Origin of the sequence: Robertmurraya sp. DFI.2.37, assembly GCF_029211245.1 — a bacterium.
GTDB lineage: Bacteria > Bacillota > Bacilli > Bacillales > Cytobacillaceae > Robertmurraya > Robertmurraya methanolica_A.
In genome coordinates this window covers 74,673-97,151 of sequence record NZ_JARGEJ010000014.1, presented here as the reverse complement: position 1 = coordinate 97,151, position 22,479 = coordinate 74,673, and the positions used below count along the sequence as shown (strand labels likewise).

Annotated in this window: 26 protein-coding genes and 1 riboswitch; of the genes, 9 read left to right on the top strand and 17 right to left on the bottom strand. The window is 36.7% G+C overall.

The genetic code is table 11. The features are described from left to right. Positions 1–277: 277 nt before the first annotated feature. Positions 278–472 (bottom strand): histidine kinase, encoded by a 195-nt coding sequence (locus PZE06_RS10180; RefSeq protein WP_150915577.1) that lies wholly within the window; start codon positions 470–472, stop codon positions 278–280. A gap of 76 nt (positions 473–548) precedes the next feature. Then, positions 549–875 (bottom strand): hypothetical protein, encoded by a 327-nt coding sequence (locus PZE06_RS10175; RefSeq protein ID WP_150915576.1) that lies wholly within the window; start codon positions 873–875, stop codon positions 549–551. Positions 876–1,004: 129 nt separating this feature from the next. On the opposite strand from PZE06_RS10175, the gene PZE06_RS10170 reads away from it, so the two are divergent. The 7 genes from PZE06_RS10170 (at position 1,005) to PZE06_RS10140 (ending at position 6,502) form a co-directional block, all read left to right on the top strand. Beyond that, positions 1,005–1,145 (top strand): hypothetical protein, encoded by a 141-nt coding sequence (locus tag PZE06_RS10170; RefSeq protein ID WP_191963213.1) that lies wholly within the window; start codon positions 1,005–1,007, stop codon positions 1,143–1,145. 51 nt (positions 1,146–1,196) lie between these two features. Continuing rightward, positions 1,197–1,475 (top strand): ferritin-like domain-containing protein, encoded by a 279-nt coding sequence (locus PZE06_RS10165; RefSeq protein ID WP_150915575.1) that lies wholly within the window; start codon positions 1,197–1,199, stop codon positions 1,473–1,475. Positions 1,476–1,493: 18 nt separating this feature from the next. Further along, positions 1,494–1,835: a spore coat protein gene (locus tag PZE06_RS10160; RefSeq protein WP_150915574.1), complete on the top strand. Its 342-nt coding sequence runs from the start codon at positions 1,494–1,496 to the stop codon at positions 1,833–1,835. A gap of 617 nt (positions 1,836–2,452) precedes the next feature. Then, positions 2,453–3,100: a glycoside hydrolase domain-containing protein gene (locus tag PZE06_RS10155; protein ID WP_150915573.1), complete on the top strand. Its 648-nt coding sequence runs from the start codon at positions 2,453–2,455 to the stop codon at positions 3,098–3,100. Positions 3,101–3,275: 175 nt separating this feature from the next. Next, on the top strand, positions 3,276–4,055 hold the full coding sequence (locus tag PZE06_RS10150; protein WP_150915572.1) for a hypothetical protein: 780 nt from the start codon (positions 3,276–3,278) through the stop codon (positions 4,053–4,055). Positions 4,056–4,073: 18 nt separating this feature from the next. Further along, entirely contained in the window at positions 4,074–5,693 is a 1,620-nt protein-coding gene (locus PZE06_RS10145) for a glycosyl hydrolase family 18 protein (RefSeq protein ID WP_150915571.1), read from the top strand. Positions 5,694–5,911: 218 nt separating this feature from the next. Then, positions 5,912–6,502 carry a guanylate kinase gene (locus tag PZE06_RS10140; RefSeq protein ID WP_150915570.1) on the top strand — a complete coding sequence of 197 codons (591 nt, stop codon included), beginning with the start codon at positions 5,912–5,914 and terminating at the stop codon, positions 6,500–6,502. A gap of 648 nt (positions 6,503–7,150) precedes the next feature. Here PZE06_RS10140 and PZE06_RS10135 read toward each other — a convergent pair. The 3 genes from PZE06_RS10135 to PZE06_RS10125 all read right to left on the bottom strand — a co-directional run bounded on the left by PZE06_RS10135 (position 7,151) and on the right by PZE06_RS10125 (position 8,525). Beyond that, positions 7,151–7,564 carry a YxiG family protein gene (locus tag PZE06_RS10135; RefSeq protein WP_150915569.1) on the bottom strand — a complete coding sequence of 138 codons (414 nt, stop codon included), beginning with the start codon at positions 7,562–7,564 and terminating at the stop codon, positions 7,151–7,153. A gap of 321 nt (positions 7,565–7,885) precedes the next feature. Then, on the bottom strand, positions 7,886–8,119 hold the full coding sequence (locus tag PZE06_RS10130) for an RHS repeat-associated core domain-containing protein (RefSeq protein ID WP_150915568.1): 234 nt from the start codon (positions 8,117–8,119) through the stop codon (positions 7,886–7,888). 253 nt (positions 8,120–8,372) lie between these two features. Further along, on the bottom strand, positions 8,373–8,525 hold the full coding sequence (locus tag PZE06_RS10125) for a helix-turn-helix domain-containing protein (protein ID WP_225310669.1): 153 nt from the start codon (positions 8,523–8,525) through the stop codon (positions 8,373–8,375). Between the two features lie 142 nt (positions 8,526–8,667). Beyond that, a riboswitch (purine riboswitch) is annotated at positions 8,668–8,769 on the top strand. A gap of 263 nt (positions 8,770–9,032) precedes the next feature. On the opposite strand from PZE06_RS10125, the gene PZE06_RS10120 reads away from it, so the two are divergent. Both PZE06_RS10120 and PZE06_RS10115 read left to right on the top strand, forming a co-directional pair. Further along, positions 9,033–9,620, top strand: coding sequence for a xanthine phosphoribosyltransferase (locus PZE06_RS10120; protein ID WP_150915567.1), 588 nt, complete (start codon positions 9,033–9,035; stop codon positions 9,618–9,620). Then, entirely contained in the window at positions 9,620–10,924 is a 1,305-nt protein-coding gene (locus tag PZE06_RS10115; protein WP_150915566.1) for a nucleobase:cation symporter-2 family protein, read from the top strand. The genes PZE06_RS10120 and PZE06_RS10115 overlap by 1 nt, the downstream gene beginning before the upstream one ends. A 509-nt stretch (positions 10,925–11,433) precedes the next feature. Here PZE06_RS10115 and map read toward each other — a convergent pair. The 12 genes from map to PZE06_RS10055 form a co-directional block, all read right to left on the bottom strand. Then, positions 11,434–12,177, bottom strand: a complete 744-nt coding sequence (gene map, locus PZE06_RS10110) for a type I methionyl aminopeptidase (protein WP_150915565.1) — start codon at positions 12,175–12,177, stop codon at positions 11,434–11,436. A gap of 153 nt (positions 12,178–12,330) precedes the next feature. Beyond that, positions 12,331–13,680, bottom strand: coding sequence for a UDP-glucose dehydrogenase family protein (locus PZE06_RS10105; protein WP_150915564.1), 1,350 nt, complete (start codon positions 13,678–13,680; stop codon positions 12,331–12,333). Between the two features lie 14 nt (positions 13,681–13,694). After that, the gene (locus tag PZE06_RS10100; RefSeq protein WP_150915563.1) at positions 13,695–14,846 is read right to left on the bottom strand and encodes a glycosyltransferase family 4 protein; all 1,152 of its coding nucleotides are present in this window, start codon (positions 14,844–14,846) and stop codon (positions 13,695–13,697) included. Between the two features lie 15 nt (positions 14,847–14,861). Further along, positions 14,862–15,389 (bottom strand): phosphatase PAP2 family protein, encoded by a 528-nt coding sequence (locus PZE06_RS10095; protein ID WP_150915562.1) that lies wholly within the window; start codon positions 15,387–15,389, stop codon positions 14,862–14,864. Positions 15,390–16,239: 850 nt separating this feature from the next. After that, positions 16,240–16,695, bottom strand: a complete 456-nt coding sequence (locus tag PZE06_RS10090) for a hypothetical protein (protein WP_150915561.1) — start codon at positions 16,693–16,695, stop codon at positions 16,240–16,242. Between the two features lie 330 nt (positions 16,696–17,025). After that, positions 17,026–17,766, bottom strand: a complete 741-nt coding sequence (locus PZE06_RS10085) for a sirohydrochlorin chelatase (RefSeq protein ID WP_150915560.1) — start codon at positions 17,764–17,766, stop codon at positions 17,026–17,028. Positions 17,767–17,788: 22 nt separating this feature from the next. Next, positions 17,789–18,565, bottom strand: a complete 777-nt coding sequence (gene cobA / locus PZE06_RS10080) for a uroporphyrinogen-III C-methyltransferase (RefSeq protein ID WP_150915559.1) — start codon at positions 18,563–18,565, stop codon at positions 17,789–17,791. Positions 18,566–18,587: 22 nt separating this feature from the next. After that, positions 18,588–19,184, bottom strand: a complete 597-nt coding sequence (gene cysC / locus PZE06_RS10075; RefSeq protein ID WP_150915558.1) for an adenylyl-sulfate kinase — start codon at positions 19,182–19,184, stop codon at positions 18,588–18,590. 2 nt (positions 19,185–19,186) lie between these two features. Next, a complete protein-coding gene (gene sat / locus PZE06_RS10070) occupies positions 19,187–20,347 on the bottom strand; it encodes a sulfate adenylyltransferase (RefSeq protein ID WP_150915557.1) in 1,161 nt (386 codons plus the stop codon). A 23-nt stretch (positions 20,348–20,370) separates the two neighbouring features. Next, on the bottom strand, positions 20,371–21,450 hold the full coding sequence (locus PZE06_RS10065; protein WP_150915556.1) for a sulfate permease: 1,080 nt from the start codon (positions 21,448–21,450) through the stop codon (positions 20,371–20,373). Positions 21,451–21,464: 14 nt separating this feature from the next. Further along, a complete protein-coding gene (locus PZE06_RS10060) occupies positions 21,465–22,181 on the bottom strand; it encodes a phosphoadenylyl-sulfate reductase (RefSeq protein WP_150915555.1) in 717 nt (238 codons plus the stop codon). Between the two features lie 106 nt (positions 22,182–22,287). Then, the gene (locus tag PZE06_RS10055) at positions 22,288–22,434 is read right to left on the bottom strand and encodes a YezD family protein (protein ID WP_225310671.1); all 147 of its coding nucleotides are present in this window, start codon (positions 22,432–22,434) and stop codon (positions 22,288–22,290) included. Between the last annotated feature and the right edge of the window lie 45 nt (positions 22,435–22,479).

Genomic DNA, 22,479 nt, shown 5'->3' with positions numbered 1-22,479 from the left:
ACGTAATGCTAGATAAAGTCAGTCGCCCCTTCTCTCAGCATAGATTTGTCAGAGACTAACATAAAAGTTACGCTAAAATTGAAGTTAAAAAACAAACGGTTTAGACTAGTTTGAAATTCTTTTAAATTTGTTTTGTTATTGGTTGGTTTTGATTTTTGCTACCGTTTTATTGAACTGAAATACTTGTAAATTCTTAGTTTCATAAAGGATTTGCGTATAAGTTTTAGAACAATATTATTGAACACATCCAAATAATAAAAGATGAAACCTACTGATTTCATCTCCGTTTATTTTCTTCATTTTCAGGAAAGAGAAAATAGGAAATAATTCCTGAAAAAACAACGGCACCGAATGTAATGAACAACCGAATGGTAAGATCAATTTCGGAATAGCCTGTTTGTAGCATCCAAATCGATGCTATGCCAACAACCATCATAATTGGAATGATAAAAGTAACTCTTTTTGATTTCAAAATCTTGTTTCCCCTTTTTTCAGCATTTATCTTTTTCTATTATAGCGATCTTGCTTCAGTTGGTAAAATGGAAGGTTTAATAAAAATGCTTCAAAATATGGATTCTTGCAGAGTAAATAAAGAGATCATCTAAATTATTTTCTATATATTCAGCAATATTTTCAATTGCTTTGCAAGCTCTGGCGATTAATGCTTCGGACTGTTCCTTTTGCCAACTAAATCGATTAAGTCGGACAATTTCTTCCCCTAATAATTGTATACGATATTCTTCTACGATGTTTTTGAGTCGAAATAGTTTATGGCGATCAGATAGGTAATTTACATCTTCACTATTAAGCACATATTGCGCAAAATGAATTAAATTTTCTCCAAATAGAGTTGCACGCTCTTGTTCAAATTTCAATTATTGTCCCTCCTCACACTGCTGTTATTATCATAAATGTATGTGAATTTGTCGATTTTTAGAAGATGCCTTGAACGATGAATATCCGATTTAATAATTGGAAACCTAGTGATGAGGAGGTGTACATAATTGAAGAAACAGAAAAAACGAGGCCAAAAAAGGGATTCTATGAATGCGATGGATCAAGGATTCAACCTCGTTTTTCAAAGTTTTAATCGTGCAACAGGAGTTGATAAAGGGAATGATGGAAAAGAGGGAAATGAGTCTTAAGTTACAACATGGCCCTTTATTAACATAAATTTTTTTGTAAAGGAGAAGACTATGCAATTTTCACAACAAACACCAATGCCATCACCACCACCCGCTATTACGACAAAGGACTTGTCCTATTTAAAGGATGCAATGTCGTGGGAATTACTTGCATTTAAGAAATTTCACTTCTATGCACAGCAAGTAAATGATCCGGAAATTAAACAAGCATTTGAACAGGCTGGAAAAATGCATCAAAACCATTACCAACGTTTACTTTCTCATTTACAAGTCAATAACGATACCATTATGGCGAATGTACCGAATCCTAATCAAGGTCAACAGCATTAAGAAAGCAGGTGATGTATTTTGCAAAATCAACAACAAAATAAGCAGATTGCGAATCCTTCAACAGGACAGCTACCTAAAGTAAAAACACCAGAAATGAATGAAAGAGATTTTATGAACGATGGTCTTTCTACTTGTAAATATTTAACAGATAGTTTAAATGTTGCCGTTCGTGAAGCAAGTCATGACCAGTTATATCAAGAATTTTTGCAAATATTAGAAGAGACACATCAAAGTTCAAGAGACCTATTTAATTTAATGTTTAAAAAAGGTTGGTATAAGTTGGAGGCCGCTGAACAACAAAAGGTTGATCAAGCACACCAACAATTTAGTAATTACTCTACACAGTTTCCTTATCAATAATATTGCCTTTTTACCGGGATGATTTTGCAATGTGAACGGCGCTTAAGTTTGGGTTTATTTAACCAAATGAGTGTTGTGTTACAAGGCCTGCTCTGACTCGCTAAAATGTTAAGAGAGAGTTGTTGACTTTATCCTTTTCGTTTGCTCGAATCTCGAATCAGAGTTATTGTCCCGTTATTAAAAACAAACATATGTTTTCATGGTAGCTTTGTTAACCAAAGAGTTGTAAAAATGATTTTTGGCTCATTTCGTGTAAATGCCTTTTAATTATACGGAAAGGAGAGAAAATGAGCCAAAAATCAACTTCATATAACCTTTTAATACTCCCCCTCTTCTCTCTTCTAATGGTTTTACAATCTTATATAAGTAACAACAATGCTGAATCAACGGACCATCACTCCATTTTCTAATCCGTCTAAATGGTTCTTTTTTGATGCTATCTCCTCCTTCTATTTATTGATTTAATCAACTCTTTTAGTTAAAATTCCTGCGAATTCATAAAGACATGGTGTAAGAATGAATATTGGTTGATTTGTGGTGAGAGTTACTGGTCTATGACAAGCATAGCTAGAATAATATTTATAATTAATGATGCTCTTGAGAAAGGAGAGAATAGATTGCCTTATTATTGGGGAGTAGATTCTGCCACAACGGTAACGAATGATTTATATGATTGTGTCTTAAAGAACTTTGGGAAGCCATCTTATTGGGGAAGATATTTAGCATCTGTCCCGGGGAGAGTGGATATGTTAAAAAAAGAGGAAGTGAATTTGCTCCATCGAAGTGGAACTAAAATTCTTCCAATTTTCAGTAACTTCGAGCGCGCGATTGGTTATAGAGAAGGTGCGGTTATTGCTCAAAATACGATCTATCGGGCTCGAAGAATCGGCGTCCCTACAGGTAAAGTAGTATTTGCCAATCTTGAAAAGCATTTTGATATAGATGAAGCATGGATAAGAGGCTTTGTCGATGGAATATTTACAAGTGGATATAAGGCGGGGCTGTATCACGACCCTATTAATGGTTCGTTTAGTACTGCGTATTGCGAAGCGTTGTCCCATGATAAAAAGGTAGGCAATCAATTGATATTATGGAGTGCTGAACCACAGCATGGTGTAACAATATTGCGAAGAGCACCAAATTTCAAACCGCGAAAGCCCCCATGTAAAGGCAATGTGTGGGGTTGGCAGTATGGAAGAGAATCTGATGTCTGCCCGATTGATACGAATCTTGTGAATGGACAAATGTTTGAGTTGCTTTGGTAAACAAAAGGAAAACATGCTTAAGTTAGTATGTTTTCCTTTTGTTTATTTTTGTCGTAATGATTTGAATAGTTTTTGCGTTCCAGTCAAAAGCTTATAGTATCGCCTAAAAACATCGAAATAAGCTAAGGTGAATTTGACTTCCATTTTACCACTATTAATGAAGGAGGAATTGAGCATGGCACATTATTATCGAACGCTGCTCCTTGTTTGTTTTCTATTTTTGTCTGCTTGTAACGGTGATCAAAAACAGCCCCTTGAAGGTCAACCGATTAGCGAGAACCCCCTTCTCCCTCTTTCAACAACAAACGACCATGCTGATCCGACAGAAGAAATTTTCACTGAAGAGGATCGTAATAATCAGTTAAAGGATCCGGAGCCTGTGAACCCAGAAGAAAATAATATGTCAGATAATGCTGAGAGTGACATGGTAAAGGAAGGAATAGATGACGTTCCCCCATCACCTGGATACGGAATTCCACAAGCAAAACCGAGTCAGCAAGAAACCATTGACACAGGAGAAAGCAATGATTTTCAACTGCCGCTTGCAGATTTTCGGGAGCGTTGGAATGCCATTTCAAACGAGCAAGGAATGGATCTTAAAATACCGGCTTTGGAAAAAGTTGAACAAGGGAACTTTAAAGCTACTCTTAAAAACAAAATTAATCTTTATCTTAGAGCTCCAAGTGATCGCATTGAAACAATTGAAGTTGTGACAAGCGATATAGAGCGGGAACAGCTATTAAATATGCTTGCTGCATGGAGCCAAGTTATTTATATGCTTGAACAAAATGCGGATCCCCATCAAATTGATCAAGTTTTTTCTGAATTTAACATTGGTCCTAACGCTGATTTAAGTGGAGTGCAGGAGAAAACGATTGTTCGTGGAAATCTTCGGTATACCGTAAAACCATTAGGGACAGGCTATTTTTTCGAAGCTGCATATACCAATTCCTAAATAGAAAGGAATAGTCGAATGAAAGCCAAAATAATTTTTTTTATTGTAATTCTTGGAGTCACTTCGTACTCTTTAGTAAAGGCTCGAACGGAACTATTTAATATGTCCTATATTTTTTTTGGAAGTCCCAACACTTATATTAATCAAGTCAACGCAACAAAAAATAGTTTACATGTCGTTTCCCCCAATTACTTTGATATTACTAAGGATGGTACCCTGAGCATTACTTGGACATTGCAAACATCCTTTATTGATGAAATGCATAAAAGAGGGAAAAAAGTTGTTCCGTTTTTATCGAATCACTGGGATTCTACAGCAGGAATAAACGGTTTAAATAAAAGAAAGCAATTGGCCGCTGACATTGCAGCCGCTATTGAAAAATATAATTTAGATGGTGTTAACGTTGATATTGAAGGAGTTGGGGCAGCTTATAAAGATGCCCATACCGATTTCATTAAAATACTAAGACAAGCGATCCCCAGCCATAAAGAAGTATCAGTTGCAGTTGCTGCAAATCCAAATGGGTGGACCGCTGGATGGCACGGATTTTATGATTATAAGAAAATATCTGATTATGCGGACTATCTTATGATAATGGCTTACGACGAAAGCTGGGAATCTCCCGATAGTCCAATTGGACCTGTTGCTAGCATATCTTTTTCAGAAAGATCTATCCAGTATGCCATCAACCAAGGAGTGCCGAAGGATAAGATTGTTTATGGTCTTCCCTTTTACGGTCGTCTATGGAAGTTAGATGGTCCAACATTGGAGAATAAAGCCATTACTGGTCTTGGTGTGTCAAGCACTCGCGTTGAGCCTGTAGTCAAGCAGTTTAGAGGAAGTATTTTATTTGATGATAAAACACAATCATCCTATGCTAATTTCACCATCCCACATGGCCAATCTTACTATATTGGAAGCACGAAACTAACGGAAGGTAAATATGTCGTCTGGTTTGAAAATGAGCGCTCTTTAAAAGCAAAACTGCGGCTTCCAGCGAAATATGGCATTAAAGGAACTGGGTCCTGGGCACTTTATCATGAAACACCGGATACATGGAACTATTACACTGCTTGGTTAAACGGTAAATATTTTTCAGATGTTAAACCTGGCTACTGGGCAGAGAACAATATTCAGTATGTTTCTCAACAAGGATGGATGCTAGGGACGACAAGTACCACTTTTTCTCCTACAACGAATTTAACTAGAGCTCAAGGTGCTGTTATATTAGTGAGAGCTTTAGGAAAGGATAACCTGACGCCAAAGTCTTATGCTTTTACTGATGTTAAAGGTCATTGGGCGCAAAAAGAAATTGAAGTGGCGAGAGAATTGGGTTACTTACACGGGGTTACCCCGACTCGTTTTGCTCCTAATTCGCTATTAAATCGAGAACAATTAGCGACAATATTAAATAACATTTTTAAGTATAATGTGAGTGACCAACCTTCAGAATCAGTCTTTCTTGATATGACAACAACTGACTGGTCCTATCCTGCGGTATTTGCAATATATCAACAAGGACATATTCAAGGGATTGGTGATGGGAAATTTGGACCGAAAAAAAGTTCTACAAGAGCTGAAATGGCCGCACTTATGGAACGGATGTCAGCCGATATTTTAGCAAAACGCGCTCAATAAGAATCATTCTAACTGGTATTCATATAAATAACCAATTTGTAAAAGCGGATGAAGTTTCATTCGCTTTCTTTTATTTGCTTGAAAAAGTTTAAAAAAAGTAGAACCCTTGACAAAATATTCTAATTTTAAAAAAATTCTGATACAATATAAATAAGAATAAACTCGGCAGCTATTTCTATTGCACATGACACCAATTATTTAATTGAGGAGGTTTGTCCATGTACAAGATTAAAGAAAAGGAAATGCTATTTATTTATACTGGCCCTGATGGTTCTGGTCGAAAAACAGTAGCAAAAATGGTGGCGACTGCTTTTGATATGCAGACAGTACTCTCTTACACGACACGTCCGCCCCGCCACTACGAAACAAACGGAGAGGATTATCACTTTGTCGATGAAGAGACATTTAAAAAAATGAACTTAGCTGGAGAATTTTTAGAAGCTGTTGAGATTGATGGAAATCACTATGGTATTCGAGAAAAAGATATAATTAAAGCTTTTGAAAATCATAATCTTGTCTACTTAACTTTAAATCCTGAAGGAACGGAAAAGCTGAAGAGGATGTATGATGAACGGGTCATGAGATTTTTTATTTATGCCAATCGTGATACAGTCATAAATAGACAAAAAGAACGAGGTGACAACGAGAAAGATATTGAGCGTCATCTCACCCATTACGATGAAATTATGGCTTACAAAAACGAATGTGAATATGTATTTGAAAATTATGATTCACCGCAAATATCGTATCAGGTCAGCGAAGAAATTGAAAAATTTTTAGACCGAGATTTGATTGTCACCGATTATTAATCACTGATCCTATTTATGAAAAGCCCATGCTAAACTATTTTGTTGATAAAGTGAATTTTGACTCATTTCGTGTGAAACCAATGTTTCACAATGAAATGAGTCAAAATTCAACTCGAATTATACCAAAGCCTATAGAGGTCCTACCAATAAAAAGCGAAAAACATATGCTAAGATTTCGACACGAAGAAAGCCGATTTCCTATGCTAATTAATCGGCTTTTTGATTTGATGTTGATTAAAAATAAATTTCCTACTTCATAATATCCATATTCTTTTCTTGTTATAGGGATATGAATTAAACACTCAAAGCAAAGATATATACAGTTTAACTTGTTGGAACTAACCATTTAGAGAGAATATAGTAATAATAGATCAATTAGAGGGCAACGTAAATTGCTAGAAAAGAAAAAACACTGTAGAGATTTCTTTCCAAAGAGCCCTTCTTAAAGGACATTGAATCTGTCCCTTTGTCCCCGGGCAGTCAATCGAAGAAAGCTTGAAGAAATAAAAAATAAGGATCATCAATTTTTTGTCCATTTACTTTTATTACAGATTACTTTGCGGTCTACAGTATGAACCCTGTCTATCATTAAACCTAATTAACAAAATTGTAAAAATTTTACTTTTACAAACGGTTTTTTAATATTCGTTAAAATTTCATTAAATGAGTGTAAGTTTTTTTATTGAGTTCAAAGATATCCGCCTCAATTAATAAAAGAGAACTCCATATTTCTACCACAAAATTAGCGCTAGAATAATATTCTTTTGTCCATTCGTAAGATGAATTCATAGAAATCTCTCCTATACCATTTTCAAAATAGTCAATAGATGTGAGTTCTAAATAATCCCCATCTTCTAATTCATCAAAAGAAAATCTATTTTCTCCTTTGTTCTTTAAAAAAGAATAAGAGGAGACATTTTTAAAAGCTATTTCAAAATATTCAACATTTCCATTTTCCGTTAACTTCAAATTCATACGAATTGAGTTTTCCATTAAGTTAAAGTCAATTTCTTCAATTACACTTGCCCACAAACTACCTAACTTTTCATTTAAATTCTCCATTTACATCATTTCCTTTTAGTTGCATTTACCATCTTGGTTATTTGACTTAAGAATTTATCACCTAAATCAATATGAGTTTATCCTTTGTCCCAAGAAAGTTGACCTTTAATTGTATAAGACCCCTTTTCCATCAAAACTTACTCTCAAATATGGTTTAGCCCTACCACCTGAATCAGTATTCATTATTTGAACAGTAATCGGTTTCTTTCCATTAGGTATTTCAACTTTATAACCATTTTTTAATTTGGAGGATTTTCCGCCAATTTTCTTTGCTGCAAGTTTTGCAACAGTTTGTTTGTGTAAATGGTATTGGCATTTTTTTTATATTTTTTGGCAGCATACTTCATCTCTTTTTTTGCAACATACCGCCACCAGTGAATGCTCACCATCCGGATCATCTAGCATAACTGGATTATTTTGAGCATACGCATATGGATGCTGGCTAATAGGATCTTTTTGCTTCACCTGGCTTAGATCAACAGCTAAGAAAACTCCTTCTTTTGGTTCATAATATCGTGCCAACAAATAGTATAAACCTGTTTCATTGCAAGTCAAAGGTCAAGTTGCCCATCTTCTACAGATTTAACAACCTTCGCCGCTCCATATCAGTTACGTTCATTTTAATATTAGGATATTCCTTGTGAAAATTGGCCATGATACTTGAAAAAAAAGACTACCGATGAACGGAGATAAACCGATTTGAATTTCCCCCTTTTTAAATTGGTTAAATCATTCAGTGTTGTCGTCATATTGTCTATTTCAGAAAATATTTTTTGTGCATATTCCATAACAATTAAGCCCACATCGGTTAATTGGAACGCAAAAGCAAGGTCATATCAAGTTCTTCTTCTAATTCTTTCATCATTTTACTTAATGCAGGCTGTGAACTATGCAATACTTGAACAGCAATCGTAAAATTTTTACATTTTGCTATTGTAAGAAAATATTTTAATTGCCGCAATTCCGATTTTATAAACCTCCAAACCTTTATCTATAACTTATTATTAGCACGTTTTTACTAGTTAAACAATCTGCATTCATTATTAATATTTCAACTTCTCCCATTTACAAAATTAAGATTTGCTCCTATAATACTTTCATACAAATGAATAAGTGCATTCACTCATATAATCGCGGGGATATGGCCTGCAAGTTTCTACCAGTGTACCGTAAATATACTGACTATGGGTGAGCAATGGGGATAACACCTAATGAAAGGTGTTTATTCCATTTCCTTCTATGATAGCACCTGAAGGTCATTGGCTCACTCATGTTTGAGGAGTGTCATGACGTTCAGTTTTTTTTATGTAATGGCTTTTTATACTGTCGAATTTTTGGTTCATGTCCTCTTTAAATTATTAAAGTGTTACTTAAAAAGAGTGTGAAGCTTTGATTTCATACGCAATGATCCAAAATCACTTTATCAACCATTCTGTTTTAAAAAGCCAATGCCATAAGGAGGAAAATGATGAAAACATTAAAAGACAAGATTAGGTTTGAAGGAAGAGTACTTTCTTCACAAGTTTTAAAAGTTGATTCTTTTTTAAACCATCAAATTGACCCTCGATTGATGGCGGAAGTTGGAAAGGAATTTGCCAACCGTTTTAAGGAAGAAAATATTACTAAAGTGTTGACGATCGAGTCTTCCGGAATTGCACCAGGCTTAATGGCCGCTTTAGAATTAGAGGTTCCTGTCGTTTTTGCTCGCAAAAGAAAGTCACTGACACTAGTTAATGATTTACTCACTGCGAGCGTGCACTCGTTTACAAAAAATGAAACAAACGAGATTTCTGTTTCTAATCAATTTTTAACGCAAGATGACCGTGTCTTAATTATTGATGATTTTCTCGCTAACGGTCAGGCAGCATTAGGTTTAGTCAATATTGTCAAAGCTTCGGGTGCAGAAGTCGCAGGTATTGGGATTGTGATTGAAAAATCATTCCAAAATGGTGGCAGCCTACTTAGAGAAAAAGGCTTTCGAGTCGAATCTCTTGCTAGAATAAGTTCTCTTGAAGACGGCGTGCAATTTTTGGACGAAGTGGAGGCAGCGCTATAATGGATAAGAATTTGTTTAAAACAACATCATTAGGGATTCAGCATGTTTTGGCGATGTATGCTGGAGCAGTGATTGTACCGATTATTGTCGGAGGTGCACTAGGATTAACAGGTGAGCAGCTTACTTATTTAGTATCAATTGATATTTTAATGTGTGGGGTTGCAACCCTTTTGCAGGTTTGGAAAAATCGTTTTTTCGGAATTGGCTTGCCGGTTGTACTCGGATGTACATTTACCGCAGTCGCTCCTATGATTGCTATTGGTGGAGAACATGGAATTTCCGCAATTTATGGAGCTATTTTAGTATCAGGTTTAATTGTCATTTTAATATCAACTATTTTTAGTAAATTGGTTAAATTTTTTCCACCGGTAGTAACTGGCTCTGTTGTAACAATTATCGGTATCACTCTTATCCCAGTAGCGATGAATAATATTGCTGGTGGTGAAGGAAGTGCTGATTATGGCTCACTGACAAATATTTCCCTTGCCTTTTCTACTTTATTATTCATTTTACTGTTGTATCGCTTTACGAGAGGATTTGTCCGCTCCATCTCAATCTTAATCGGGCTGTTAGCAGGTACAGTTGTTGCTTACGTAACCGGCATGGTTGATTTTAGTGAAGTTGCCGAAGCTTCATGGGTGCATTTGCCAACACCGTTTTATTTTGGAATGCCGACTTTTGAATGGTCTGCTATTTTGACGATGACGATTGTCGCTATTATCAGTCTTGTAGAATCCTCAGGCGTCTATTTTGTGTTAGGTGAAATTACTGAGAAAAAAATTACTGAAAAGGATTTATCGAAAGGATATCGTGCAGAAGGCTTAGCGATTGTTTTAGGAGGCTTATTTAATGCATTCCCGTATACAACCTATTCACAAAATGTTGGCTTGCTCCAGCTCTCTGGAGTTAAAAGAATTAATGTTATATACACAGCAGGTCTCATTCTGATCTTGCTTGGTCTTATTCCCAAAATAGGTGCATTCACAACGGTTATTCCAACCTCTGTGCTCGGTGGAGCAATGGTTGCTATGTTCGGTATGGTGATTGCAGCAGGAATCAAAATGCTTAGTAGGATTGATTTTAATTCTCAAGAGAATCTATTAATTGTTGCGTGTTCCATTGGAATGGGGCTCGGTGTCACAACGGTTCCCGCTATTTTTAGCAATCTTCCAGAAGGAATTCATATTTTAACAAGCAATGGCATTGTTATTGGAAGTTTAACAGCAATCGTGTTGAATATCATTTTCCATATTGCCCCTCGAAAAAAAGCAAGTCATCCGGTTCAAGAACAGCAAGCATCATAAATGATAAAAGCACTCATTCTTTTAAGAAGAGTGCTTTTTTACGGTATAAAAGATTACTTATCTGGTAGGAGAAAAGTATGAATACAATTGATTACCGATTTTCCCGTTAACATTGAAACGATGAGTACTGGTGTTTTTCAAATGAGATTGTCTACTACCCGAAAAAACAATTTGGTTATTAAAGTTGTCTAAAGTTTTATTGATAGGCAAGTTGGCACATTCTGTCAACGGTTGTTGCGATACTTGATCCTTACTTATGAAACGAAAAAAGTACCACTGGAAGAAAACACTAAGTTTTCTTAATTGAATCATTCATATCAAGACGCTCTTTCTTATAGAATGACTTAAATTAAATCACTTGATATATGACGATCCAACAAAAAGAAAAGCTATGTATGTTAGAAAATTGGTGGATTTACTACGTTAAATGCTCATACTAATAGAGTAATTTTGAACGATGAGGCGTTATTGTAGCTTCGTTAAAGCAATCAATTGGCGTATTATGGCTTTTACAATGTAGTAATAATTGGTCCTTCCTTGGTTAGAATAACGGTATGTTCGTATTGAGCGACAAAGCTTTTATCTGTTAAAAGAGTCCATCCATCTTCTGATTGAAAAACTTCCTCTTCAAAAGTAGAGATCATAGGTTCAAAGGCAATTACTATACCATCTTTTAAAATCTCGTCATTCCATCGGGTAAAGTAATTAAAAATATGTTTTGGCTCTTCATGAATCGAACGCCCGACACCATGTCCAGTAAGATTTTTAATGACTGTTAAGCCATGCTGTTTTGCTACATTGTGTGCAGCTTTTCCCAGTGTGCTTTTTTTTGAACCTGGCTTTGCTTTCTTTAAACCAGCATAGAATGCTTCTTTAGCAACGTCACATATTTTGTGTAGAATTGGCTCTCCTTCCCCCACTACAAAGGAAATTCCCGTATCTGCGAAATATCCATTTTTTGAACCTGAAACATCAATATTTACGATGTCACCTTCTTGAATGGTCCGTTTCCTCTTCGGAATTCCGTGGGCTACTTCTTTATTTATGCTGATGCACGTATATCCAGGAAAATCGTATTCACTTTTTGGGGCAGATTGGGCTCCTGCTTTTTCAAACATCTTTCTCGCAATTTCATCTAGCTCTTTGGTAGTAATTCCGGGTTTCGTCCAATGGACTAATTCATCTCGAATGGCTCCACAGATTTCACCAATTATTTTTAATCCGTTAAAATCCTCTTTATTTTTTGCAACCATTGATATCCCTACTTTTTAAAGTTTTATGATTATTATTCACTTTAGATATTAACATAGATGGGATGTTTGCAACAATCTCGTTCTCTAAGGCCATAAAAAACGTTTCTTTATTTCCTCTTTCTTATAACTAAACAGCTGCTATGTTAATAATTACTATATATACATACTGTTTAGATGAAAATTTCTTATGCCATGAATCACTTGTCTTCCGATGGAGTGATATTCAATTGCATACTGGGAAATCTTGTTAAGCGGATAACAATTACGTCCATCAAAGATAACGGGCCTTTTCATTAATTTTTCATATAAGGCTAAAGGGAAATCCTTAATAACATCCCAATCGGTAATGATAAAGGCGAGATCCGCATCTTGGAGGGCGTGGCGGATATCGGCGGTAACCTCCACTTCTTCTGGAAGCAGCTTTTTCCCCTTTTCAAACGCGACAGGGTCGAATGCTGTTACCTTTGCCCCTTCTTGAACAAGTTTGTTTGCCAATGGTAGCGCTGGTGATTCCCTCATATCATCTGTGTTTGGTTTAAAAGAAAGGCCAAGAAGTGCTATTTTTAAATGATTAAGTTCTGTAAATCTCGTTTTCGCTTTTTCAAAAAGTAGTGATTGTTGCCGATTATTTACATGTATAACAGCTTCAAGAAGTTCGAATTGATGACTTAAATTCCCAGCGATTTGCATTAATGCATTCGTATCTTTCGGAAAGCATGAGCCGCCATAGCCGATTCCAGCTTTTAAAAATTGCGTTCCGATTCTTGAGTCACTGCCCATTCCTCGAGCAACATCATCAATATTGGCGTTTAATTTTTCGCAAATGTTGGCAATTTCATTAATAAAGCTAATCTTCGTCGCTAAAAATGCATTGGAGGCATATTTAATTAGTTCTGCGCTTCTTAAGTCAGTGCGAATAATGTTCAGATGCATCGGTTCATATAATTCCATTAAGATTTTAGCACCAACGTCATCATCAGCACCGATGACGATCCGGTCTGCGTGAAATGTATCTTGAAGTGCTTGCCCTTCTCGAAGAAATTCTGGATTGGAGACAACGTGGACATTAATTGGCTGTACCGCATGCTTTTCGATATATTTCTTTACCATTTCACTCGTACCGACGGGAACAGTACTTTTCGTGACAACAACGATATCATCATGGGCTGAGAGACTGATTTCTTTGGCGGCTTCCATCAGATAGGAAAGGTCGACGGAACCATCCTGCAATGATGGGGTCCCCACTGCGAGATAAATAATATCTGCATTTTGAATGGCTTGGCGATGATTCCACGTAAAAGAGAGTCGTCCGCTTTTTAAATTTTGCATTAATAATGGCTCTAATCCAGGCTCATATATAGGGGATTTCCCAGCCATTAAAAGGTTGATCTTCTCTTTATCAATATCAACACAGATGACGTTATGTCCGAGTTCTGCTAGAGATACAGCAGTAACTAAACCAACATAGCCAGTTCCGATTATCGCAATTGCCCTCTTCTCCAAAATGACCCCTCCAATTATAAATTTGCAATCATGCGCTTAGTTTCTGTCTCTGTAATAACGCCTTCGTACTGTATTAAAAGATCCGAAAATATTCTTTCCCATGATTGCCCTAATGCATAATTTCTTGCTTCCAGGCCCATTAATTTTAGAGTAGATTGCTTATTTACTAGTTCAGTGATGCTTTCAACAAACTCGGTTATATTTCCTGGTTGGCATAGTTTTCCTGTGCGTCCATCTTCAATGATTTCTTGAACTCCGCCAGCTTTAGCTCCAACGACTGGAGTTCCACAAGCAAAAGATTCTAGCACAACATTTCCGAAAGTCTCAGTACTTGAAGGAAAAACAAACAGATCAGAAGCTGCATAAAGCTCTGCTAAGCTCTCTCCCTTGATATAGCCTGTAAATGTCATATTTGCTAGCTTCTGTTCTTGTAGTTCCTCATACAGCGGCCCGTTCCCAGCTATTATCCAATGTACTTTATTTTGGATATGAGAAGGCAAGCGCTTTGCGATTTCCATTAAGACATCAAGATCTTTCTCAGGTGCTAGTCGTCCTACATAACTTAAAATATATGGCTCTGTTATTTTGTATTGCTCTCTTAAGCGAGTAGAAGAAAAATGGGGATGAAATACAGAACAATTCACACCTCTACTCCAGATATCTACATTTGTAAACCCTCTGTTAATCAATTCCGTTTTGGTTTCATAAGAAGGAACAAAAGTTTTTTTAAACGAACGATGAAACCAACGTAGGTATTTCCATATGAATTTAGATAAAAATTGTAAGTCGTAATATTGCAGATATCGATCAAAATGGGTATGGTATGACCCCACAAGGGGAATCTGAAGTTTTTTCGCATAATAAATACCGGCTAATCCAATATTAAAGGGAGTCGCCACATGAATGATATCCGGTTGAAATTGTTCAAGTTCTTTTTTTATATGAATGATGTTTGGTAAGGCGAGGCGACATTCAGGATATAGAAAAAACTGATAACTTGTAAATCTGAAAATTTGGTTGGAAAATAAATCTGTTTCATGGCCGTCTGGAACAAATAACCGATATTCGATCCCTACTTCATCCAAATAATCGACAAAGCGTTGAAACGTTAAGGCGACCCCATTAACTTGTGGTGTAAATGTATCGGTAAAGATGGCGATTTTCATGCGCGTTTCCCCTCCTTAAAAAATCGATTCGGCTAAAATGGCAAAGATCGAACCTAATAATGCACCTGCTAACACATCTGAAGGATAATGCAGGCCTAAAACGACGCGCGATGCCCCTACACAAAAGCCAATTGGATATAGGAGGAGACTAGTGATTGGCAAATGTATAATGAATGGAGTAATGACGGAAAAAATCGCTGTTGTATGTCCGGAAGGAAAAGAGTGATCCTTTAATGGATTGATATCAACGAATGCTTCTTTAATCGAGAGATAAGGACGTTCTCGCGGATAAATTTTTTTAATTAGCATGACGACAAGATGGCTAAACAGCAGAGCAAGCCCACTTTCAATTCCCCACATTTTTACTGGGGATTCTGCGAATAGAATGATAAAAAGGCAGAAAGCGATTGTAAAAGTGGCTCCGCCAAAATAGGTAATACGGCTAAAGAAGATATTTAATGCCCTGCGCTCAAATAGACAATTTAGCGAATGAAATAATCCGCAATCATAACGATACAGATGATGGGCCCACTTTGTAATCATGAGTAATCCCCCTTTATGTCGTTTTACTCTATTTTAAGCTGTTCGTATATGGGGAATATTAACGGGGTGTAAAACTTCATTAAATCTTTTTTGATGAACGGAAGTGAATTTCTCAATCCCTATTGTTGAAAAGCGGCATCCATTATTTTTAGAAATTCCCCGTCTCTATTTTAGGGAGCGTCCTCTTCTAAACATAGGCTTTATTATATGTTTTCTTTTTCAATAATACTGCCATTACATTAAAGGAAAAAACCCTATTTGCCGCTCTAACTAAATTTTGAAAAAGGAGCAAAATCGCTGTTTAGTAGAAGCAACTGAAGCAATTGTTTAGAAAGTTTGTTTACAGGTGAAACGTTTATTATCCGGATTATAACTAGGAATACATTCTAATGAAAGCAACTCTTGAACTGAAAATGATATTTACTGAAATATCAGTTTTGCTAAGATTAAAAAGAAAAACGGGTTCGGCTGAAGGAGAGATAATGGTAAAGAACATACCAATTTTCTCAAGAATTATGACCACAATTAGCAGAGATTTAACACTATAACTAAAAAAATGCACCCGTAACTTACTGATGCTATTTCAATGGCAATATTATTTCGAGATTTGTCGTTATTCTGGTTTAGGTTGAAAAAAAACTTAATAATTCACAAAATTTGTGGTGAGTATGAAGCTGTTGGATTAGATAATTCTTGTAAACTAAGAAGAGTAATTAGGGAATTAGCTAACAAATCCTGCGAAAGGAACGATGAAGCATTAAGAAAAACGGATACTACAACATGGAAAAATAAAGTTAAAAATTTTGGCATTGGATTAAGGCTCTAATGCCGTTTTTATAAATACATTTAATTATTCAATAAGAACAAGATTCCCAACATATTGAGCATTGCCTCTATCAGTTTGAAGATTTACTTCAATCACATACTCGCCTTTTTCTTTTGGTAAATAGAAGGAAATATCATCCGCTTGCAAATTTAACGTATTATCATTTTGCCAAACCGAAACATTAACCCCTTCAGTCTTGAAATCTGCGTGTTCAGAAAGTATATCCACTTTTTCCCCTGTTTTAAAGTATATTGGTTGTTGTTTTTTTGCTAACGCTAAAATGTCATTTGTTACTTTTTCGATTAGGTTATTATCTTCTCCACGCCAATCAATATTTGCTTCTGCTAATTCCTCGGATTTAATGTTGCTGTTACTAGAAAGATTAATTGCGGGAGGAGAGAAATCATAATTCTCACCAATACACCCTGTTATGATAAAAACAAAAATAAACCCGATAGATAATTTAAAAAATATTTTCATTTCACACCTCATAGTTCTTGCTTCACTAATCTGCTTCTTAGTAGTTTAGAAGTATATATTATATTAGCATAAATTTCCACAAAACCTTAAAACTTCATCCCATTTCTTAAATAGGATGATTTACCTTACATAAATTATATCGGTCAATGTGTGTCTGTTACTCCTAATTGTTGAGCAGGTGTAGCAATGAGCTTCTCCTCTCCATCAGATCTCTTTCTTAATCGGTAACTGGCTGGCATAGTTTAATTACATGAAATTTAAAGCGCTCGCTAAAAAAGAAAAAGCCTCCCCATTGTTATTGGAAAGCTTTAAGTAAAAACTATTTTTACACTAAGCATGGAGTGCCGTTACTTTTTCCGTTTCAAGTACGGAACGAATGACAATATTTTTGATTGCATCATGGCGACTTAGTGGTTCAACTTGAACAATTTTAGGTGTGAATTTTTGACACCAATGGGTTATTTCTGATAAAAGAAGACCGGAGAATAGGAGATATGGAATGACAATCACCCTTTTTTTATTTTTACCAAGCATGCCATCTAATCCTTCTTGAAAAGTTGGTTTTGCTGCCGCAAGATAACAAGTCGAAATTTCCGCGATTTTTAGCCTTTTCGAAATTCCTTCTTCAATTTTAAAAAAGGCTTGATGAATATCGCGATCACTGCTACCCCTTCCAACAATTAAAAGAGCGTCCTCTTCAGATAAATCTGGTACTGCCGAGTAAATTAATTGTGCTAGTGCATCTAATATTTCCGTTTGCACCCCAAACGCATTTCCAATTGTGACTTGTACGGTTGGATATTTCTTTTTCAGTCTACATATCACATCAGGTATATCTTTTTTCATATGTCCAGCAGAGAGAAGAAAGATTGGAACGATCATAATTTCCGTTGCTCCCCTCGCGATACACTGATGGAATCCTTTGTCTATGGATGGAGAAGTGAGTTCAAGAAAGCTCATTTCTTGTATTTGTATCGGAATTTTTTTCATGATGCTTTCGATAAACATCTTTGCTTCTAATGCTCCTCTTTTTGATCGGGTTCCATGCCCTACATAAAGAATGGCTTTCATGATAATCACCCCCTAAGTTGATTTAGCCCTCAGCTACTGAAACGAATGAGTTCATCTCAGCATTAAACCAATTTAATTGTTGATTAAGTCGCACTACTTCACCAATGACAATCATGCTTGGATTGATAATATTTTCTTTATTTACAATTTCTCTAATTGTTTCCAGAGTTCCAATTACTGTTTTTTGTTTCAATAAGGTGCCCCATTGAATAACGGCGATCGGAGTATTTTTATTCTTTCCATTTTTAATTAAATTTTCAACAATGAATGAAAGTTGGCTGATCCCCATATAAATACAAAGTGTATCTACCCCTTTTGCCAAATGATTCCATTGTAATTCTGCTGCTTTATCTCCAGCTTGATGACCTGTTATGAAAGCAAAGCTTTTGCTTAATGTTCGATGAGTTACGGGGATCCCAGCGTAGGCAGCAGCGCCGATCCCTGCTGTTATTCCTGGAACGATTTCAAAAGGAATTTGATTATGGATACATGTTTGTGCTTCTTCGCCTCCACGACCAAAGACAAAAGGGTCTCCCCCTTTTAAGCGAACTACTTGCAGACCCTTTTTGGCATATTTAACAAGAAAGTGATTTATCGTCTCTTGTTTCATTATATGTGCGTGCGGCTGTTTTCCACAAAAAATTAATTGTGCATCCTTGCGTGCATATTGTAAAAGCTCTTGATTAACTAAGCGGTCATATAGAATGACATCTGCTTCTTTTATATAGCGAAGACCTTTTACGGTTATTAAATCAGGGTCACCTGGACCAGCTCCAACTAAATATACTTTGCCAACCATAGACCCCTCATCCTTCCTTAGACTATAAAAGATTTTTTTTCTGTAAAAAGCGAATAATTGCCTCAACCGATTCCTGAATCGATAATTGATTTGTATGAATGACTAGATCAGGGTTTTCAGGTGCCTCGTACGGAGAGTTAATTCCTGTGAAATCTTTAATTTCTCCCCTTCTCGCCTTTGCATAGAGCTGTTTTGGATCTCGCTTCTCACATTCTTCAAGGGGACAGTCAATATGAATTTCAAAAAATTCATCATCGTCGAAAAGCTTGCGCACTTGATCACGATCCGCTTGAAAGGGTGAAATAAAAGCAGTAGTAACAATTTTCCCGCTATCGACAAATAATTTGGCAACCTCACCAATTCTTCTAATATTTTCGGTGCGATCTTCTTCACTGAATCCTAGATCTTTATTGAGTCCATGGCGAATATTATCACCATCAAGAACATATTCGTTGATGCCATGGCGAAATAACTCACCTGAGACCGCATTAGCAATCGTTGATTTTCCAGAGCCAGAAAGTCCGGTAAACCATAAGACGCAACTCCCATGTCCATTCTGGCTTCTTCGTTCCTGCTTCGTTATGGTTGTTTGATGCCATGTGAGATTACTAGCTTTCAAGTTTATCGTCCTCCTGCCACTGTTGTAGCTTCTTTAAGACCATCGATTAGGACTTGAATCACTTCTTTTCTACTAAAAGTAGATGGTGGTAAAACACCATTGCGCAGCATTTCTCTAACTTTTGTTCCGGAAAGAATAACCCGGTCTTCTTTTCCATGCGGACAGGTTTTGTCTGATGCCATTCCTTCACATTTTTGACAATAGAAGCTATGTTCAAAGAAAAGTGGTTTTATTCCTAATTCTTCTTCTGTGAACTGATTAAAAATTAGCTGTGCATCATAGGTACCGTAATAATTACCAACTCCAGCATGATCCCTTCCAACAATAAAATGTGTACAACCAAAGTTCTTGCGAGCGATGGCATGGAAAATCGCTTCACGCGGGCCTGCATATCTCATTGCAGCGGGATAGACACCGAGATGGACCCTTTCCTTTGGATAATAGTTATCGAGCAATACACGATAGCTCTTCAAGCGAATATCCGCGGGGATATCATCTGCTTTTGTTTCTCCTACAAGTGGATTGACAAAGAGTCCGTCTACCGTTTCCAAGGCGACTTTTTGGATGTACTCATGCGCTCGATGAATAGGGTTTCGTGTTTGAAAACCAACAACTGTTTTCCAACCATTTTTTTCAAAAAGTGCACGGGTTTCCTTCGGTTCATACCAAACATCTGTAAAGATGCCCTTATCAGGCTTTTTGACGAGAATTACATCTCCTGCAACATAAATATTTCCTCTTTGATAGAGATTTTTAACTCCAGGGTGAGCAGTTTCATCTGTTCGATAGACTTGAACTGCTTCCTTTTGCAAATTTGGCTCAAACCACTCAGATACAGTAATAACACCGAATGTCTCTCCTTCAAAGTTCAGCTTATACATTTCCCCTTTTATCAAAGTTTGAGCGATCTCAGCTGTAATCGGTAAAGTAATCGGAATGGACCATATGGTACCATTTGCTAACCGCATGTTTTCTACAACTGATTCGTAGTCTTCTTTGCCAAGAAAACCAGTCAGTGGACTAAAGAGTCCGTTTCCTATTAGTTCTAAGTCACTTAATGAAATGGCATCAATAGGAATTTCTCTCTCAATCGATTTTAGATCGAATGTTGGATGATATAATTGAATTAATGTTCCACCATGTGGATTTGGTAAAAATGACAATCTTCTCAATCCTTTCCAAAAAATTAACTTTTTTCCGTTAAAGATGTTTCCTTACTCGTTTGAGTTGGCAGGGAAACAAACTTTCTTTTCATAACAAGCACACCGCCTACGATCAGTATAAGGGCCATCGCCAGCAAGAATATTGGATAGAAATTCTTTTCAATGATTATTTGAATAAGGCTGTAAGAAAGCGCCATCGAAATAATGGGGGACACGACCCAAACGGTTAATAGTTGAATGACGATCTTCTTTTTCAGGACATTAATACCATCTTTTACAAAGCCAATGCCGATAATTGAGCTTGTTGTAATTTGTGTTAACGGAACGGGGATGCCAAAAAGGGAAGCTGCCATAACAATGCTTGCTCCAGTTCCAGAAATAATGCATCCATCTTCTAAACGTATGCTGGTAATTTTTTTTCCGTTCGTTTCCAGTACCCGTTTCCCGAGAATCAGCGCCCCTAAGGCAACAAAAAGCCCGCCCCAAAAGATTCCTGATTGAATAGAAAGTATTTCTGCTCCCACTAACGGCCCAACGGCATTGGCAACATTGTTCATGCCTGCAGAAAAAGCTTCAAACATTCCCATTGCTATTACAATGAATGGTAAGATCCGGCTGATTGAAGGTTTCTCTAACCATTTTTTTATTTTCTTTATTTTAAGAATCATGGCAGCAACAACTGCCATGATAAAGGCAACAAAAGGAGTCAACACCCAGAATAGTAAGATCCATGCCAATTTATCGAAAAATAAAGATTGATAGACAATCCCAACTCCGACAATTGCGCCTACAACAACTTCACTTGTCGAAAGTGGAATTCCTAAAATATTCGCTAAAAATAATGACAAGGCGGCTGAAAGAAGAACTAGGATTGTAACAGAAACCGTAAACGTATGTCCTGGAACGATACCGCTACCCAATGTTTTTACGACTTCTCCCCCGCCTAAATAGGCACCAAGAAACACTGCAATGGCACATAGAAACAATGCCATCCCCTTTTTTACAACACCCGTTCCATAGGCAATTCCCATCGATGCCGCTGCACCTGAAGCTCCTATGTTTAGGGCAAAAAATAATGCAATGAGAATGGCTAAGATCACCATCGTGCCAACCTCCTCTAGCTTGTGTGAAGTCCACACTCTGTCTTGCTACTACCAGACCAACGGCCTGCTCTAGAATCACCCTCATTTGCTACTGGTTGTGTACATGGAAAACAGCCAATACTTGGGTAATGATGATCGTGCAATTCATTGTATGGAAGTTCATGTGCTTTAATATATGCCCAAATTTCGTCCCACGTCCAATGGATTAACGGACATATTTTTATATTTTTAAATTTTTCATCTTTATTAAGAAATTCAGTCTTAGCTCTTGATGGGGATTGATCTCGTCTTAGCCCTGATATCCATGCTTCTTTTTCTCCAATTGCTTCTCGTAACGGTACAACTTTGCGGACATGGCAGCACTGGTTCGGCTCTCGTTTCCACAATGCTGTCCCATATTTTTCAGCTTGTTGTTCTAAAGTGAGCGCAGGTTTCTTTTTTTCAATTCGTAATGCAGGAAAACGTTTTTCAATTTTTTCGATCACATCGTATGTTTCAGGAAAATGTAAATCCGTATCTAAAAAAACGATATGCGCATCAGGCTTTATTTGATGAATGAGGTCAATTAAGACAATTCCCTCAGCTCCAAAGCTAGAAGCGTAAATGATTTTCTCTTCAGGATATATGTCGTAAGCCCACTCAAGTACAGAGTACGCTCCTTTAAATGGTTCATCAATTTCGAACTGGGCGGAAATTGGCTGCCAATTCTCATAAGTTATTGCGGTTTTCATAGAATAACCCTCCTTTTTCCATTCAAAAAGGCAGACTCCCTTTATAATTTATTAAAGGAGAGCCTGCCTCTAGTTTGTCTAGTCAGCAAGTGTTCATATGAAATGTTTAAGGAAGACGAATCTTTTCGTTTTTTTCAATCTGTACGATCTTTCCATCCTGTACGACTAAAGTAATTGAGCCGAACTTCATAGTCGCAAGCATTTCTTCTAAATGCTTGAACGTATTTTGCCATTCTGCTTGTTTCAGAGCGATTCGCCCTCCTTTCATGAAAGAAGTTCGTAAAATGGACGATAGAAG